The organism is Lysobacter daejeonensis GH1-9 (assembly GCF_000768355.1).
Lineage (GTDB): Bacteria > Pseudomonadota > Gammaproteobacteria > Xanthomonadales > Xanthomonadaceae > Aerolutibacter > Aerolutibacter daejeonensis.
Map to the genome: position 1 here is coordinate 1 of NZ_AVPU01000015.1, position 16,040 is coordinate 16,040.

A 16,040-nucleotide genomic window follows, 5' to 3' on the forward strand; every position below is an offset into this window, starting at 1 on the left:
CAGCGCGCGGTGCGGCAGCGGCCAGCCGCGCCAGTCCAGCCAATCGGCGATGTCGCGACGGCCCGAGGCCAGCGCGACGCCGAGCGGGGTCTGGCCGTCGGCCGCGAGCAGGTCGGGCGAAGCGCCGTGGGCGACCAGGGTCTTGACCATCGCTTCGCGACCGAGCGCGGCGGCCAGGTGCAGGGCACTCATGCCGTGACTGTCGCGCGTATCGAGGTCCACGCCGATCGCCAGCAGGCGCGCCAGCAGGCGCGTCCAGCCCAAGCGCACGGCCAGCGCGATCGGCGGGTCGCCTGCGGGCGTGGGACCGAACGGGTCGGCGCCGCGTTCGAGCAGGTCGAGGGCCTGCTGCTCCAGCGTACGGCCGGCCTGGTCTTCGGCGGCGCAGGCGGCGATGAAGCGTGCCAAGCCGCCGCGGCCGGCCGGCGAGACCGCGCGTTCCAGCAGCGCGCGCACCGCAGGCAGCGCCGAGGGACCCTGGGCCAGACGCGCCAGCAACGGGGTATCGCCCTGTGCGTCGCGCACCTCCGCCACGGCGCCCTGATCGAGAAGCCAGGTGACGCGGTGCGGCTGCCGTGCCTCGTCGTCGTGCAGCATGGCGCCCAGCTCGGTCGGCGAGAGCAGGTGCGCCAGCGGGGCCATCGCATCGTCGCGGCCGTCATGCATGGCTTCGCGCAACAGGGCGGCCGGGGCGCGGTCGGGCAGCGGCGCGTCGGCGTCGCTCTCGCGCACGCTGGCGGGCAACGGGTAGTCAGGGTCCAGTTCGGCGACGAGGGCCCAGCGGCCGGCCTCGGCGGCGCGGTCGACCGGCCGCTTGCCATCCTGGTCGGGGCGCAGCGGATCCAGGCCAAGCTCGACCATCCGGCGCACCATCGCAGCGGAGGCCTGCTCCGCCACCACCGCCAGCGCCAGCGCATTCCGCCCCTGGTCGTCGACGGCATCGAGCAAGGTCTGCCCGCGCGAGAAATCGTGTTCCAGCAAGCGCTCGAGCACGGCCCCATGGCCACCGCGCGCGCCCTCGAGCAGCGCGGTACGGCCCTGCTCGTCGGCATGGCTCAGGTCGGCCCCGGCCGCAAGCAGGGCCGCGACCACGTCCGCGTTGCCGGCATGGGCGGCCTCGAGCAGCGCGGTGCGGCCGTGCGCGCCGCGGGCATCCACCTTGGCCCGCTGCTTGAGCAGGAGCAGCACGCCTGCGGGGTCGTCGTCGTCGGTGGACGCGGCCGCCAGCAGTGCCGGCTGCCCGCCCGCGGGTTCGGCCTTGGCGCCCCGCTCCATCAGGAAGCGCGCCAACCGCCAGTTGCCAGCAGTGCAGGCCACGCCCAGTGGCGAGAAGCCTTCGTGGTTGAGGGCATCGATCTCGGCCGCGGCATCCAGCAGCAGCGCAGCCACACCCGGGTCGGAGCTGCGTGCGGCGTGGTGCAGCGGGGTGTTGCCGTCGAAGTCGGTGGCGCGCGGGTCGGCGCCGTTGGCCAGCAGGGTCATCACCGCGTCAGGGCGCCCATGCCAGCTGTCGCGGCAGGCAGCGAGCAGCGGGGTGATGCCGGCTGCGGCGGAATTGAGGTCAACGCCATGGCCGATCAGCGCGCGCAGCAGGCGCAGGTCGGGCAGCACCGCGGCCAGCACCGCCAAGCTGCGACGGTCGCGGTCCTCCGCCGGAGGCGGCGCGTGCGGGTCGGCGCCCGCAGTGAGTAGTTCGAGCGCACGCTCGGCCCGGCCGGTGCGCGCGGCGGTGTAAAGCGCCGGTTCCAGCGGGCCGTCAACCGGGATGGGCGGCTCGGCGGGCGCATCCGCATCGAATGCACTGCCCGAAGCTTCGTCGAGCAACATCAGTTCGTCGGCCGGCTCCTGGCGTTGCAGCAGGTAGTGCAGCACCGGCGAAGCCAACGCCAACAGCACGGCTACGCGCCAACGCGCCCCGTCGCCGACCAGGCCCGGCCAGGCCAGCACGATCACCAGCCCGGCGATGGTCGCCACGGCCACCGCGACCACCAGCCCGCGCCACGCGCCGGGCTCCAGCTCGGCCAGCCGTTGCCAGTGCCAACGCAGGTCGCCGCCGTCGCGTTCCATCGCATGCCACAGGGGCCAGAACCGCCACAACCCGAGCAAGGCCAGGCCAGCCACCCCGCTGAGCACCAGCGCCGAGGTCAACGAACCGCTGTCCATCAGCGCGCGCAGTGGCCAAGCCACCAGCAGCGCGATCGCGGCGATGCCCACGGCCCACAGCGCCAGCAGCGCCAGGGCGTCGCGGCGCCAGGCCGATGCCGTGGTCAGTTCATCGCGCCGGCGCCACGCTGACACGGCAATGGCAAAGGTGGGCTGCGCCAGTACTCCGGCCACTGCCGCCAGCGGCCCGGCAAACACGGTCAATGCGGACAGCCCCAGCCCTGCAAGCAGCAGCGTCGTCGGCGAAAGCAGTATCCGCCGCAGGTCAGCCATCGGTGCCCCAGTCTTCGGTCATCGGGTCCTGCGCCTGTGACGGCGGGAACTGCAGGTGGAAGCCGCGGGCGGCGAGGTTCTCGCGCACCGTAGCGGCATCCTCGCGCGCCAGTTTGCGCTCGGCGGTCAACACCACTTCCAGCACGAACTGCAGCGTGCCGAGCTGGGTGCGCAGCGGTTCGGGTAGACGCGTGAAGTCATCGCGCACGGCGAGGTAGATATAGGTGTCGGCCTTTCTCAGGCTCTTGTACACGTAAGCTTGCATGCGGGGAGGCCAGCGGGGGCTGGCCGCAGGTTCCGGAACGGGGCGCAGGTCACAGCATACCCGCCTGCCGCGCGGGCGCGAACCTTGGCCTGCACGCCCGTGCGCGGGAGGTTCAGTGATAGCCGGCGTCGGCCGCGACCTTGCCGCGGAACACCCGGTACGACCAGGCGGTGTAGCCGAGGATCGCCGGCAGCAGCACCACCAGCCCCACCAGCACGAAGCCCTGCGACGAAGGCGGCGATGCGGCCTGCCACAACGTCAATCCGGGCGGCACGATGTACGGCCACATGCCCAGCACCAGGCCGGCGAAGCCGAGCACGAAGAAGCACAGGGTCAGCACGAACGGCGCGGCGTCGCGCCCCTCCCGCATCGCGGCACGCCACAGCGCCAGCGCGTTGGCCAGCACCAGCAGCGGCACCGGCGATAGCCACCAGAAGTTGCCCCCCTCGAACCAGCGCGCCATCAACCGCGAGTCCAGGAACGGCAGCCACGCGCTGACCAGGCCCATGAATACCACCACGACCAGCACCAGTGGCCTGGTCATCGTCCGCGCGATGGCCTGCAGCCGTCCTTCGGTCTTCAACACCAGCCAGGTGCTGCCCAGCAGCGCATAGCCGAACACCACGGCCGCGCCGGTGAGCATCGAGAACGGGCTGAACCAGTCGAATGCGCCGCCGACGTACTTGCCCTCCTGCAGCGGCATCCCCTCCACCAGCGCGCCGAGGATCACCCCTTGGGCGAAGGCCGCCAGCAGCGAGCCCAGCGAGAACGCCACGCCCCAGGCGGCCTTGGCCCGTTGCGCACGGAAGCGGAACTCGAAGGCCACGCCGCGGAACACCAGCGCGATCAGCATCAGCAGCACCGGCAGGTACAGCGCCGACAGCACCACGGCGTAGGCCTTGGGGAAGGCAGCGAGCAGGCCGGCGCCGCCCAGCACCAGCCACGTTTCGTTGCCGTCCCAGATCGGGGCGGCAGTGTTCATCATGTGGTCGAGCTGGTGCTCGTCCTCGGCAAACGGAGCGAGGATGCCCAGGCCGAGGACGAAGCCGTCCAGCAGCACGTACATCAGCACGCCGAAGCCGATCACGCCGTACCACACCACCGGCAGCCAGGCGTCCATCAGACCGCCTCCTCGTTGCCGAGCACCTGCGGGCCGCCGCGCGCGATCATGACCGCACCCCTGGCGAGGCGATGTCGGTGTCGTCCATCAGCGACAGCGGGCGCGCGGGCGTCTTCTCGCCCGCTTCGGTATCCGGCGCCGGTTCGTGCGGTTGTGGCCCCTTGCGCACCAGCTTGACCAGGTACCAGAGCCCCGCGCCGAACACGACCAGATACACCACCGCGAACACCAGCAGCGAGAACAGCACGCTGCGCCCGTCGACGGCGCTGACCGCATCGGCGGTACGCAACAGTCCGTAGACCACGTACGGCTGGCGGCCAATCTCGACCACGTACCAACCCGCGACGAGCGCGACGAAGCCGGAGAACGTCATCCAGCGCCAGCCGCGGATCAATCCCTGGCCCAGCGCGCTGCCGGCATCGAACAGGCGACCGCGCCACCACGCGAGCGCCGAACCCAGCGCCAGCAGCAGCATCGCCACGCCCAACCCGACCATCACCCGGAAGCCGAAGAACACCGGGGCCACGGGCGGCCGCTCGCTGGGCGGCACCGCCTTCAATGGCTGGATCTCGCCGTCGAGCGAGTGGGTCAGGATCAGGCTGCCCAGGCGTGGAATGGCGATCTCGTAGTCGTTGCGCTCGGCATCTGCATTGGGCACCGCAAACAGCACCAGCGGCACGCCCTCGCCCGGCGCGCCTGCCTCCCAGTGCGCTTCCATCGCGGCCAGCTTGGTCGGCTGGTGTTCCCCCACGTTGAGGCCATGCAGGTCGCCGACCAGCACCTGCAACGGCACCGTGATCGCGGCGAAGGCGACGGCCAGCTTGAGCATGCGCATGCCCGCCTCGCGATGCACACCGCGGCGCAGGTAGCCGGCGCTGACCCCACCGATGACGAAACAGGTGGTGATGAACGCGGCCAGCACCATGTGCGACAGCCGGTACGGGAACGACGGATTGAAGATGATCGCCCACCAGCTGGCTGGCTCGAACACGCCATCGGCGGTCAGCGTGTAGCCCGCCGGCGTCTGCATCCAGCTGTTGGCGGCAATGATCCAGAACGTGGAGATCAGCGTCCCCAGCGCCACCATGCAGGTGGCGAGGAAATGCAGCCGCTCCGGCACGCGCTTCCAGCCAAACAGCATCACGCCGAGGAAGGTCGCCTCAAGGAAGAACGCGGTCAGCACCTCGTAGCTGAGCAGCGGCCCGAGGATGTTGCCGGCCTTCTCGCTCAGCACCGACCAGTTGGTGCCGAACTGGAAGCTCATGACGATGCCGCTGACCACGCCCATGCCAAACGACACGGCGAAGATCTTCAGCCAGAAGAAGTAGAGGTCCCGCCACAGGCCGTCGCGGGTACGCAGCCAGCGCCACTCGAGGAATGCCAGCCAACTCGCCAAGCCGATGGTGAAGGCCGGGAACAGGATGTGGCAGGTGATGACGAATCCGAACTGGATGCGGGACAGCAACAGCGGATCAAGCAGTGCCACGGACGACTCCATGTGGGTCGGTCCGCGCATGGTAGACCCGTGGCCCCGGGTGGGGGTGCGACCGTTTGTCGCAGGGGCGCGCGCGGGATGCTCGGGGCCCGCCCTGCGCCGCCGCAGGGGACTTTGCGTCATCGGCCTGGGTGCGCCGGGGGTGACCGATGGCCCATCCGCCTCCCCGCCACGCTGTTAACCTTCCGTGAAATCTCCCGGGAACCCTGCCCATGCGTTGCCTGCTGTCCCTTGCCGCCCTCGCCTTCGTTGCCCCTGCGCTGGCGCAGGCACCCGCCGCGCCCACCCCGATCACGCTCGAGCAGGCGATGGCCGACCCGGACTGGATCGGCCCGGCGGTGGAGCAGGCGTGGTGGTCCTGGGATGGCCAGCGGGCGCAGTACACGCTCAAGCGCGCCGGCGGCAGCATCCGCGACACCTGGCAGGTGCCCGTCGCAGGCGGCGCCGGTGCGCGTGTGGACGGCGCGGCCCGCGCCGACCTGGATGGTGCGCAGCGCGCCTACAACCACGACCGCACGCGCATGGCCTTCGTCCGCAACGGCGACATCTTCGTGCGCGACCTGCGCAGCGGCGCATTGACCCAGGTGACGCGCAGCGCCGAGTCCGAATCACGGCCGCAGTGGAACACGCAGGGCGGGCTGGTGTTCCGCGCCGGCAACCAGTGGTCGGCATGGACCGCCGGCAGCGGCGTGCGCCAGGCCACCGACGTGCGCGCCGAGAAGGACCCCAACGCCGCACCGCCCGCCGACGACCTGCGCGAGCGCCAGCTGGCGATGAGCCGGACGCTGCGCGAATTGCGCGAGCGCCGGGACGCCGCGCGCCAACAGGACGAGGCCTGGCGCAACGCTGACCCGACCCGGGCACCGGCGACGGTGTTCCTCGGCGACAAGCTCGAGATCAACGACAGCGCGCTGTCGCCCGATGGCCGCTGGTTGCTGGTCGTCACCCAGGGCAAGAACGGCGAGGCCGGCCAGGCCGGCAAGATGCCCAAGTACGTGACGGAATCGGGCTACGAGGAGTTCGAGGAAGTACGCACGCGCGTGGGCCGCAACGCACCGCTGCCACACAGGCTGTGGCTGGTCGACCTGGTCAACGCCAAGGCCAGCGAATTGAAGTTCGATGGCCTGCCCGGCATCGGCCAGGACCCGCTGGCGGCGATGCGCAAGGCGGCCAAGCAGGAGCCGCTGAAGGGCGACCGTCCGGTGCGCATCGAGACCGACGGCGACGGCAGCGGCCCGGCCATCCACTGGAGCGACGACGGCCGCAACGTGGCGGTGCTGGTGCGCGCGGTGGACAACAAGGACCGCTGGATCGCCAGCGTCGACCTGGCCGGCACCAAGCTGGTCACGCGCCACCGCCTGACCGACGCGGCGTGGATCAACTGGGGCTTCAACGACTTCGGCTGGACCGCGGACGGCGCCCTGTGGTTCCTGTCCGAGCAGAGCGGTTACTCGCACCTGTACCTGAGCGAGGGCACCGGCAAGCCGCGCGCACTGACCTCGGGCCGGTGGGAAGTGTCGATGCCCCAGGTCTCGGGCGATGGCCGCGGCTTCTTCTTCCTGTGCAACCGCGCGTGGCCGGGCGACTACGAGGTGTGCGCAGTGGACCGCAACGGCGGCGGCGTACGCGAGGTGACCGCGCTGGACGGCGTGGAGGATTTCAGCCTGTCGCCGAATGGGCGCCAGCTGCTGGTGCGCCATTCCGACAGCTACCTGCCTGCGCAGTTGGCGGTGGTCGACGCCAATGGCGGCGAGGCGCGCACGCTGACCGATACGCGCACCGACGCGTTCAAGGCGCGCACGTGGATCGAGCCCGAGTACGTGCAGGTGCCCAGCAGGCACGGTGCGGGCACGGTGTGGGGCAAGTTCTACGGCCCCAGGACCTACGAGCCGGGCCGCAAGTACCCGATCGTGATGTTCGTGCACGGCGCCGGCTACCTGCAGAACGTGCACGACCGCTACCCGGCGTACTTCCGCGAGCAGATGTTCCACAACCTGCTGGTGCAGCGGGGCTACGTCGTGCTCGACCTGGACTACCGCGCCAGCGAGGGCTACGGCCGCGATTGGCGCACGGGCATCTACCGCAACATGGGCCATCCGGAACTGGAGGATTACCTGGACGGCCTGGAGTGGCTGGCGGCCAACAAGCAGGGCGACCGCGACCGTGCCGGCATCTACGGCGGCAGCTACGGCGGCTTCATGACCTTCATGGCGCTGTTCCGCTCGCCGGGCACGTTCAAGGCCGGCGCCGCATTGCGTCCCGTGACCGACTGGTCGCAGTACAACCACGAGTACACCAGCAACATCCTCAACACGCCGGTGCTGGACCCGGAGGCGTACAAGGTGTCGTCGCCGATCGAGTATGCGGCCGGCCTGCAGGACCACCTGCTGATCGCACACGGCATGATCGACGACAACGTGTTCTACAAGGACTCGGTGATGCTGGCGCAGAAGCTGATCGAGCTGCGCAAGGACAAGTGGGAGCTGGCGTCGTACCCGCTGGAGCGGCACGGGTTCGTGCATTCGGATTCGTGGTATGACGAGTATCGGCGGATCTACGAGTTGTTCGAGCGCACGCTCAAGGACTGAGCGTCTGCTGTAGCGCCCGATGGTTTGTGGGACGGAGGCGGTGCAAGGGCCATGTTGCTCCGGCGCTCCGTCCGCGCATCCTGCGCGGAGTCGCGCCGCGGGCCATCCATGGCCCGCTTCTACGCAACATGACCCCTGCACCACCTCCTGATGCCCGGCAGTTGGCGTTCTACTGCACTTCTTGAAAGAAGTAGAGACGCCAAGGGTCCGAGGGTGGCCGAGTGCGCGAGGGGTGCGGAGAGCAGGCCATGGATGGCCTGCGGCGGCGACTCGGCACAGGATGTGCCGACGGAGCCGAGTAGCGCCCCTCGCGCGCTCAGGCACCCCGCTCCGAAGCAAAGCGTCGGACGGCGACCGCTTACAATGGCGGCATGAATCCCACCGACACCGACTTCAACCGCGTCCGCGACTACCTCACCGACCTGCAGGACCGCATCTGTGCTGCCATCGAGCAGGCCGATGGTCAGGCGAGCTTCGTCGAGGACGCGTGGACCCGCGAGGGCGAAGGCGCTCTGCTCGGCGGCGGGGGGCGCACGCGGATCCTGCGCGACGGCGCGGTGTTCGAGCAGGCGGGGATCGGTTTCTCCGACGTGTCGGGTACCAAGCTGCCGCCGTCGGCCACTGCAGCGCGACCGGAACTGGCCGGCGCCTCGTGGCGGGCGGTGGGCGTGTCGCTGGTGTTCCATCCGGGCAACCCCTACGTGCCGACGACCCATGCCAACGTGCGCCACTTCCAGGCCACGCGGGATGGCGAGACGGTGGCGTGGTGGTTCGGTGGCGGCTTCGACCTGACGCCGTTCTATCCGTTCGACGAGGACGTGATGCACTGGCACCGCGTGGCGCGCGATCTGTGCGAGCCGTTCGGCGGCGATGAGCGCTACGCCGCGCACAAGCGCTGGTGCGACGAGTACTTCTTCCTCAAGCACCGCGATGAGACGCGCGGCATCGGCGGGTTGTTCTTCGACGACCTGCACGGCGACTTCGAACAGGACTTCAGCTACCTGCGCGCGGTGGGCGACGGCTTCCTCGACGCCTACCTGCCCATCGTCGCGCATCGCAAGCATGCCTCCCATGGCGAGCGCGAGCGCCAGTTCCAGCTGTATCGTCGCGGTCGCTACGTGGAATTCAACCTGGTGTTCGACCGCGGCACGCATTTCGGCCTGCAGTCGGGTGGGCGCACCGAGTCGATCCTGATGAGCCTGCCCCCGCTGGTACGCTGGGAATACGGCTACCAGCCCGAGCCCGGCAGCGCCGAGGCACAACTGGCGGACTACCTGCGACCACGCGACTGGCTGACTGAGCTGGCCAGCAAGTAGTCCCCGCACCGGCAGGCGACCTGCAACTGCGCTACGACGCGCCGCTTCAATCCTTCGCCATGATGTTGATCTGGCCGTTGGTTTCCAGCAGCGCGAGCTTGACCTCGGCGATGTCGGTGCAGCCCTGCTCGCGCATCGCCTCATGGAAATCGGCGCGACTTACCAGCTCGCGTTTTAGCGCGCGTTCGTAGAGGGTGCCGTTGCGCGCCAGCACCACCGGCTCGCCTTCGATCATCCGCTCCGCGCGCCGGCTGCGCGCGGTGACAAAGCCGAGCACCCAGTTCAAGGCAATCAGCGTGGTGGCCAGCAGGACGCCGCCTGCCAGCGAGGTGTCCTTGCCCAGCAGCGCGTTCTGCACCGCGTTGCCCAGCAGCACGATCAGCAGCATGTCGAAGGGCGTGAACTGGCCCATGGTGCGCTTACCCGACAGCCGGATCAGCACCAGCAGCACCGCATACACCACCACGGCGCGCAGCACGAACTGCCACCAAGGCATTGCCAGATCGAAAGCGCCGTCCATCGCCCTTCTCCCCGCGCGGCGGCGCAGGCGGGCGAACTGCCCATCCTCGGAGCGCGCCGGCGCCTTGCCCGGATTCTGGCGCGGAACGGCGTGATGCCCCTGACAACGCGCGCGACCTCGCTCGCCTCCGGACCCACCCCTCACCGCCTGGAGCGGCGTGCCCCTGCCCCCGCGACCAAGCGGATAACGGGCCGCGACTTGCGGGGGCAGGGGCGCGCCGCCCGAGACACTCCAAACGACAGGCAATAAAAAGCCCCGCAGGCAGGGGGGGCCGGCGGGGCTGGGGAGCAGGACCTGGGGAGGGGTACCTGCTCCGGGGATCACTCCAGGGGAGGGAGAGATCTGCGACAGGCGTTGCACCTGTCACGGTCTATATGACCACTTTGAACATTGATGGTTCGTGAAGATTACAGTTAAGGAATTGTTGAATTCAGGGAGGATTCATCGCGGCAAATTCGGCAAACATGCAGCCATCTATCCGCCTTCAATGCGCTTCGTCCCAGTTCTGCCCGGTTCCGCTGTCCACCACGAGCGGCACGCGCAGGGTTGCGGCCGCCGACATGCGGCCGGAAACCTCTTCCAGCAGCGTTGGCACGAAATTCGCGTCCACTTCGAACACCAATTCGTCGTGGACCTGGAGGACCATCAGCGCCCGGTCGCGATGCCCCGCCAACCAGCCGTCGATGTCGATCATGGCGCGCTTGATGATGTCGGCAGCGGTGCCCTGCATCGGCGCGTTGATCGCCGCACGCTCGGCGCCGGCGCGCAGGCCCTGGTTGCGGGCGTGGATGTTGTCCAGGTACAGGCGCCGACCGAACACCGTTTCGACGTAGCCGCGTTCACGCGCCTGCGCGCGGGTGCGCTCCATGAACTCGCGCACGCCGGGGTAGCGGTCGAAGTAAAGGGCGATGTAGTCCTGCGCCTCGCCGCGGCCGATGCCCAGCTGCTTGGCCAGGCCGAACGCGCTCATGCCGTACATCAGGCCGAAGTTGATCGCCTTGGCGGCGCGGCGCTCGTTGCCGCTGACCTCGTCGATCGTCTTGCCGAACACCTCGGCGGCGGTGGCGCGATGGATGTCGGCGCCGGCGGCGAAGGCGCGCAGCAGGCCGGCGTCCTCCGACAGGTGGGCCATGATCCGCAGTTCGATCTGCGAATAGTCGCAGGCGACGATCTGGCGACCCTCCGGGGCGACGAACGCACGCCGGATGCGGCGACCATCGTCGGTGCGAATCGGGATGTTCTGCAGGTTGGGATCGCTGCTGGCCAGGCGGCCGGTGGCGGCCCCGGCCTGGTGGTAACTGGTGTGTACACGACCGGTGTCGGGGTTGACCATCTCCGGCAGCTTGTCGGTGTAGGTGCTGCGCAGCTTGGCCAGGCCGCGGTATTCCAGGATCACGCGCGGCAGCTCGTGCTGGTCGGCGATGGCCTCCAGCGCCTCCTCGTTGGTCGAGGGCGCGCCGCCCGGGGTCTTCACCAACGCCGGCAGCTTCAGCTCGTCGAACAGCAGCGCGCCCAGCTGCTTGGGCGAGTCGAGGTTGAAGGTGCGCCCGGCCAGTTCGGTGGCCTTCTGCTGCGCGGCCAGCATGCGCTTGGACAGGTCGGCGGACTGGCGGCGCAGTTCATCGCCATCCACTTTCACACCGTTGGCTTCCACGCGCGCCAGTACCGGCACCAGCGGCATCTCGATCTCGCGGTAGACCTGCTCCAGCGCGGGTTCCGCGGCCAGCTTCGCCGACAGCACGCGGTGCAGGCGCAGCGTCACGTCCGCATCTTCGGCGGCGTAGCGGGTGGCATCGTCGATGGCCACCTGAGAGAAGCGGATCGCCTTGGCGCCCTTGCCCGCCACCTGCTCGTACTTGATGGTTTCGTAGCCGAGGTAGCGCTTGGCCAGTGAATCCATGTCGTGGCGCGTGGCGGTGGCGTTGTAGACGAAGCTCTCCAGCATGGTGTCGTCGGCGTAGCCGGCCACGTCCACGCCGTGGCGGCGCAGAACGTGCAGGTCGTACTTGCCGTGCTGGCCGAGCTTGCGCTTGCCGGCATCGGCCAGCAGCGGGCGCAGCGCGGCCAGCGTCGCGTCGCGGCCGAGCTGCGGCGGCGCGCCGGGGTAGTCGTGCGCCAGCGGGATGTAGCAGGCCTCACCCGTGCGCACGGCAAAGCTCACGCCGACCAGGTTGGCACGCATCGGATCGAGCGAGTCGGTCTCGGTGTCGAAGGCGAACTCGTCGGCGGCTTGCAGCTTGTCGATCCATGCCGCCAGTTGCGCCTCGGTCAGCACGGTTTCGTACTCGCCCGGCGCGGCCAAGGCAGGGTCCGGCGTCTCTTCCTCACCGCCTGCCCGGGCGTAGCCGGCCGCCGTGCTGCGCAGACCCGCGCCCGTCCCGCGCGCGCCAGCGCCCGACGCGCCTTCATCACCCGCCTCGCCCGTAGCGCCCTCCAGCTCGCGCAGCGCCTGTTTGAAGCCGTAACGCGCGTAGAGCACCTTCAGGTCTTCCACGTGGCGGTCGCGCAGCGCCAGGTCGGTCGCGGCCTGCTCCAGCGCGACGTCGGTGCGGATCGTGGCCAGCTCACGGTTCAGCGGCAGGCGCTCGAGCGCCGCGCGCAGGTTCTCGCCCAGCTTGCCCTTCACCGCATCGGCATGCGCGATCACCCCGTCCAGCGTGCCGTACTCGTCCAGCCACTTGGCCGCGGTCTTGGGCCCGCACTTGTCCACGCCGATGATGTTGTCGACCTTGTCGCCCATCAGCGCCAGGTAGTCGACGATCTGGTCGGCGCGCACGCCAAACTTCTCGATCACCGCCGCGTCCGAGTCGGTGCGGCTGCCGGTCATGGTGTTGACCAGCACGATGTGCGGCCGCACCAGCTGGGCGAAGTCCTTGTCGCCAGTGGAAATGGTGACCTCGATACCGGCCTGCGCGGCCTGCACCGCCAGCGTGCCGATCACGTCGTCGGCCTCCACGCCGGGCACGCGCAGGATCGGCATGCCCAGCGCGGCCACCACCTGCATCATCGGCTCGACCTGCGCACGCAGGTCGTCGGGCATCGGCGGGCGATTGGCCTTGTACTGCGGGTCCAGGTCGTCTCGGAAGGTCTTGCCCGGCGCGTCGACCACGAACGCGACGTAGTCGGGCTTCTCCTTGAGCGTGGCACGCAGCATGTTGACCACGCCGAACAGCGCCCCGGTGGGTTCGCCGGCGTCGTTGCTCAACGGCGGCAGTGCGTGGAAGGCGCGGTAGAGATAGCTGGAGCCATCGATCAGGACAAGTCGTTTCATGCCCGGGATTCTACGCCCGCAGGTTCATCGTCCTGCGGGTGGCGTGCGATGGTGTTGCAGGCCGGCGGGTGTGGCCGCCGCCCGGTGGGTGCCGCTGTGCAGGACGATGCGGTTGCCGTCCGGATCCGCGCCCACCACGGCCGCCGGCGTGACGCTTCGGTAACGCCACGAACACGGGCGGGGCGGGCGAGAAGGCTCACCCGCGCCGGTCCCGATGGTGGAAGCGGCCTTTGGCGATGGCAAGCGCTATGCTGGAGGCCCCTTTCGTGGAGCCCGGCCATGCGCCCGCTGTCCATCGCCCTGCTCGCCGCCTGCCTCGCCGGCCTGACCGGCTGCCTCAGCCTGCAGGACAGTGACCCCACCGCAGCGCTGGAAGGCGCCACCGTCACCACCCGTCCCGGCGAAAACGGCGACGTGATCGAGGAATACCGCGTCGCCGGCCAGTTGAAGGTGGTGAAGATCACCCCGCTGCGCGGCCCCGCGTACTACCTGATGGACCGCGACGGCGACGGCCACCTCGACAGCAGCAAGGGCGAGGGGCCGGTGTCGCCGGTGTACTGGAAGCTGTTCGGCTGGTGAGTTACTTCACCTTGGCGTAAGTCCCCTTCAGGGTCACGCCGGCCAGGATCGCGCCCGCGTGGCACTCGTAGTGCGTGGCGCTGCGGAACTCGTTCTTCTTGTAATAGCTGACAATGTCGACCACGGCGTTCGCACCCCGCGCCTTGGCTCCGTCCTGCAATGCGCGCAGCACCGACAGCGCGACCCAACGGCAGGCCTCCTGGTCAGACTTGTTGGCGGCGTTGGTCTTGCGATTGCTGACGTCCTCGCCCAAGCGGCTCACCACGGCCACCTTCTGGCCGGCCAGGAAAAAGCGAACACTGCCGTCGATGCCGGCGGCCTTGGCCTGGTCGGAATTGACCAGCTCCTGCAGCGACAGCTCCAGGCGCGTCTCGCGCGCGTCGGCGACAGGGGCGAAAGCCAGCAGGGCGGCCAGCGAGGCGATGGTGAATCGGGTCATGCAACGTGCTCCTTGTCGAGGGTGGTCGGACTCAATCGCGCCAGCGCCGGAAGATCAACGAGGTGTTGATCCCTCCGAAGGCGAAGTTGTTGCTCATCACGTACTCGGCCTGCAGCTCGCGGCCGTTGCCGGTGATGTAGTCCAGCTCGGCGCAGCGCGGGTCGACCTGTTCCAGGTTCAGCGTGGGTGCGAACCAGCCGGCACGCATCATCTCGATGCTGATCCAGGCTTCCAGCGCGCCGCACGCGCCCAGCGTGTGGCCCATGTAGCTCTTGAGCGAGGAGAACGGCATGCGCGTGCCGAATACCTCGGCGGTGGCCTTCGACTCGGCGATGTCGCCGTGGTCGGTGGCGGTGCCGTGGGCGTTGACGTAGCCGATCGCCTCCGGCGGCAGACCGGCGTCGTCCAGTGCCAGGCGCATGGCGACGGCCATGGTCTCCGCGCTGGGCTGGGTGACGTGCGCGCCGTCGCTGTTGGTGCCGTAGCCGACGATTTCGGCCAGGATCTTCGCGCCGCGCGCCCGGGCGTGCTCCAGATCCTCGACGATCAACGTGCATGCGCCCTCGCCCAGCACCAGCCCATCGCGGTTGGCGTCGAACGGACGCGGGGTCAGGTGCGGCTCGTGGTTGCGCACGCTGGTGGCGAACAGGGTGTCGAACACGGCGGAGGCGGTGGCGTCCATCTGCTCGGCGCCACCGGCCAACATCGCGACCTGCTTGCCCGCGCGCACGACCTCGTACGCGGCGCCGATGCCCATGCTGCCGGAGGTGCACGCACTGGAGGTGGTGATGACGCGACCGGTGAGCCCGAAGAACACGCCGATGTTCACCGGCGCGGTGTGGCTCATCATCTTGATGTAGGTGGTGGCGTTGATGCCGGCGGTGGTGTGCTCGTTGAGCATGCGGCCGAAATCGCCGATGGCCGCATGGGTGCCGGCGGAGGAACCGCTGGAAACACCGACGCGCCCCCTGGTCAGCACCGGGTCGCCGAGCAGGCCGGCATCTTGCAGTGCGATCTCACTCGCGCGCACCGCCATCAGCGCCACGCGGCCCATGCTGCGCGTGGTCTTGCGGTTGTAGTGCGGCGGCAGCTCGAACGGCATCGCCGGTGCGGCGAGCTTGGTGTTGAGGCCGTCGTAGATGTCCCACTCGTCGATGCGCTGCACCGCGTTGCGGCACTCGCGCAGGCGCGCGTGGATGGTATTCCAGTCGTTGCCCAGCGGGCTGATGCCACCGGCACCGGTGACGACGACGCGTCGCTGCAGCTGGCTCATCCGACCATGCCTCCGTTGACCGAGATGACCTGGCGGGTGATGTAGCCGGCATCAGCGGAGAGCAGGAACGCGACCGCGGCGGCGACCTCCTCGGGGCGGCCAAGGCGGTTGGCGGGAATCAGCTTCATCGCGTGCTCGATCACTTCCTCGCTGAGCATCTCGGTATCGACCAGGCCCGGCGCCACGCAGTTGACGGTGATGCCGCGGCTGGCCAGTTCCAGCGACAGCGCCTTGGTCGCGCCGATGATCCCGGCCTTGGCCGCGCTGTAGTTGGTCTGCCCGCGGTTGCCCACCAATCCCGACACCGACGACAGCGTGACGATGCGCCCCGGCTTGCGCCGCCGCACCATCGGCATCACCAGCGGGTTGAGCACGTTGTAGAAGCCGTCGAGGTTGGTGTGCACCACGCGGTCCCACTCCTCGCCGGTCATGGCGGGGAAGGCAGTGTCGCAGGCGATGCCGGCGTTGCACACCACGCCGTAGTAGGCGCCATGCGCCTCCACGTCGGCGGTCAGGGCCTGCGCGGCGGCGGCGCGGTCGGCGATGTCGAAACCGAGCACGCGTGCCTGCCGGCCCAGCGCGCGCACCTGCGCGGCCACGGCCTCGGCCTCTTCGACCCGGCTGCGGTAATGCACCACCACGTCATGGCCGTCCTGTGCCACGCGCAGCGCGATCGCCCGGCCAATGCCGCGGCTCGCGCCCGTGACCAGCACGGTCGTGTCCATCCCCATCCCACTG

The 16,040-nt window shown here is 69.4% G+C and carries 12 protein-coding genes; 3 read left to right on the plus strand and 9 right to left on the minus strand.

What is annotated here, in order from left to right:
* The 4 genes from N800_RS09400 to N800_RS09415 form a co-directional block, all read right to left on the minus strand.
* The coding region (locus tag N800_RS09400; RefSeq protein ID WP_052108129.1) for an ankyrin repeat domain-containing protein at nucleotides 1–2,436 on the minus strand (2,436 nt) is incomplete at its 3' end.
* Entirely contained in the window at nucleotides 2,429–2,701 is a 273-nt protein-coding gene (locus tag N800_RS09405; RefSeq protein ID WP_036137522.1) for a YcgL domain-containing protein, read from the minus strand. The genes N800_RS09400 and N800_RS09405, both read right to left, overlap by 8 nt.
* A 112-nt stretch (nucleotides 2,702–2,813) precedes the next feature.
* Nucleotides 2,814–3,821 carry a cytochrome d ubiquinol oxidase subunit II gene (gene cydB / locus N800_RS09410; protein WP_036137525.1) on the minus strand — a complete coding sequence of 336 codons (1,008 nt, stop codon included), beginning with the start codon at nucleotides 3,819–3,821 and terminating at the stop codon, nucleotides 2,814–2,816.
* Between the two features lie 46 nt (nucleotides 3,822–3,867).
* The gene (locus tag N800_RS09415; RefSeq protein WP_232227588.1) at nucleotides 3,868–5,301 is read right to left on the minus strand and encodes a cytochrome ubiquinol oxidase subunit I; all 1,434 of its coding nucleotides are present in this window, start codon (nucleotides 5,299–5,301) and stop codon (nucleotides 3,868–3,870) included.
* 227 nt (nucleotides 5,302–5,528) lie between these two features.
* Between N800_RS09415 and N800_RS09420 the strand changes: the two genes are divergently transcribed.
* Together N800_RS09420 and hemF are read left to right on the plus strand one after the other, a co-directional pair.
* Entirely contained in the window at nucleotides 5,529–7,904 is a 2,376-nt protein-coding gene (locus tag N800_RS09420) for a S9 family peptidase (protein ID WP_036137531.1), read from the plus strand.
* Nucleotides 7,905–8,275: 371 nt separating this feature from the next.
* Nucleotides 8,276–9,220: an oxygen-dependent coproporphyrinogen oxidase gene (gene hemF, locus N800_RS09425; protein ID WP_036137533.1), complete on the plus strand. Its 945-nt coding sequence runs from the start codon at nucleotides 8,276–8,278 to the stop codon at nucleotides 9,218–9,220.
* Nucleotides 9,221–9,266: 46 nt separating this feature from the next.
* Here hemF and N800_RS09430 read toward each other — a convergent pair whose 3' ends face one another.
* Together N800_RS09430 and polA are read right to left on the minus strand one after the other, a co-directional pair.
* Entirely contained in the window at nucleotides 9,267–9,740 is a 474-nt protein-coding gene (locus tag N800_RS09430) for a DUF421 domain-containing protein (protein ID WP_036137536.1), read from the minus strand.
* A 484-nt stretch (nucleotides 9,741–10,224) separates the two neighbouring features.
* Nucleotides 10,225–13,011 (minus strand): DNA polymerase I, encoded by a 2,787-nt coding sequence (gene polA, locus N800_RS09435; RefSeq protein WP_036137540.1) that lies wholly within the window; start codon nucleotides 13,009–13,011, stop codon nucleotides 10,225–10,227.
* A gap of 279 nt (nucleotides 13,012–13,290) precedes the next feature.
* Between polA and N800_RS09440 the strand changes: the two genes are divergently transcribed.
* Complete coding sequence (locus N800_RS09440; protein WP_036137543.1) at nucleotides 13,291–13,590, plus strand: DUF2782 domain-containing protein; 300 nt, start codon at nucleotides 13,291–13,293, stop codon at nucleotides 13,588–13,590.
* 1 nt (nucleotide 13,591) lies between these two features.
* On the opposite strand, the gene N800_RS09445 is transcribed toward N800_RS09440, so the two are convergent.
* From N800_RS09445 to fabG, 3 genes are read right to left on the minus strand one after another with little or no spacing between them, the layout of a single operon-like run.
* The gene (locus N800_RS09445; RefSeq protein ID WP_036137546.1) at nucleotides 13,592–14,029 is read right to left on the minus strand and encodes a hypothetical protein; all 438 of its coding nucleotides are present in this window, start codon (nucleotides 14,027–14,029) and stop codon (nucleotides 13,592–13,594) included.
* A gap of 31 nt (nucleotides 14,030–14,060) precedes the next feature.
* On the minus strand, nucleotides 14,061–15,302 hold the full coding sequence (locus N800_RS09450) for a beta-ketoacyl-ACP synthase (protein WP_036137548.1): 1,242 nt from the start codon (nucleotides 15,300–15,302) through the stop codon (nucleotides 14,061–14,063).
* Nucleotides 15,299–16,027 (minus strand): 3-oxoacyl-ACP reductase FabG, encoded by a 729-nt coding sequence (fabG, locus tag N800_RS09455; protein WP_198032515.1) that lies wholly within the window; start codon nucleotides 16,025–16,027, stop codon nucleotides 15,299–15,301. Before fabG ends, N800_RS09450 begins: the two co-directional genes overlap by 4 nt.
* Nucleotides 16,028–16,040 lie beyond the last annotated feature (13 nt).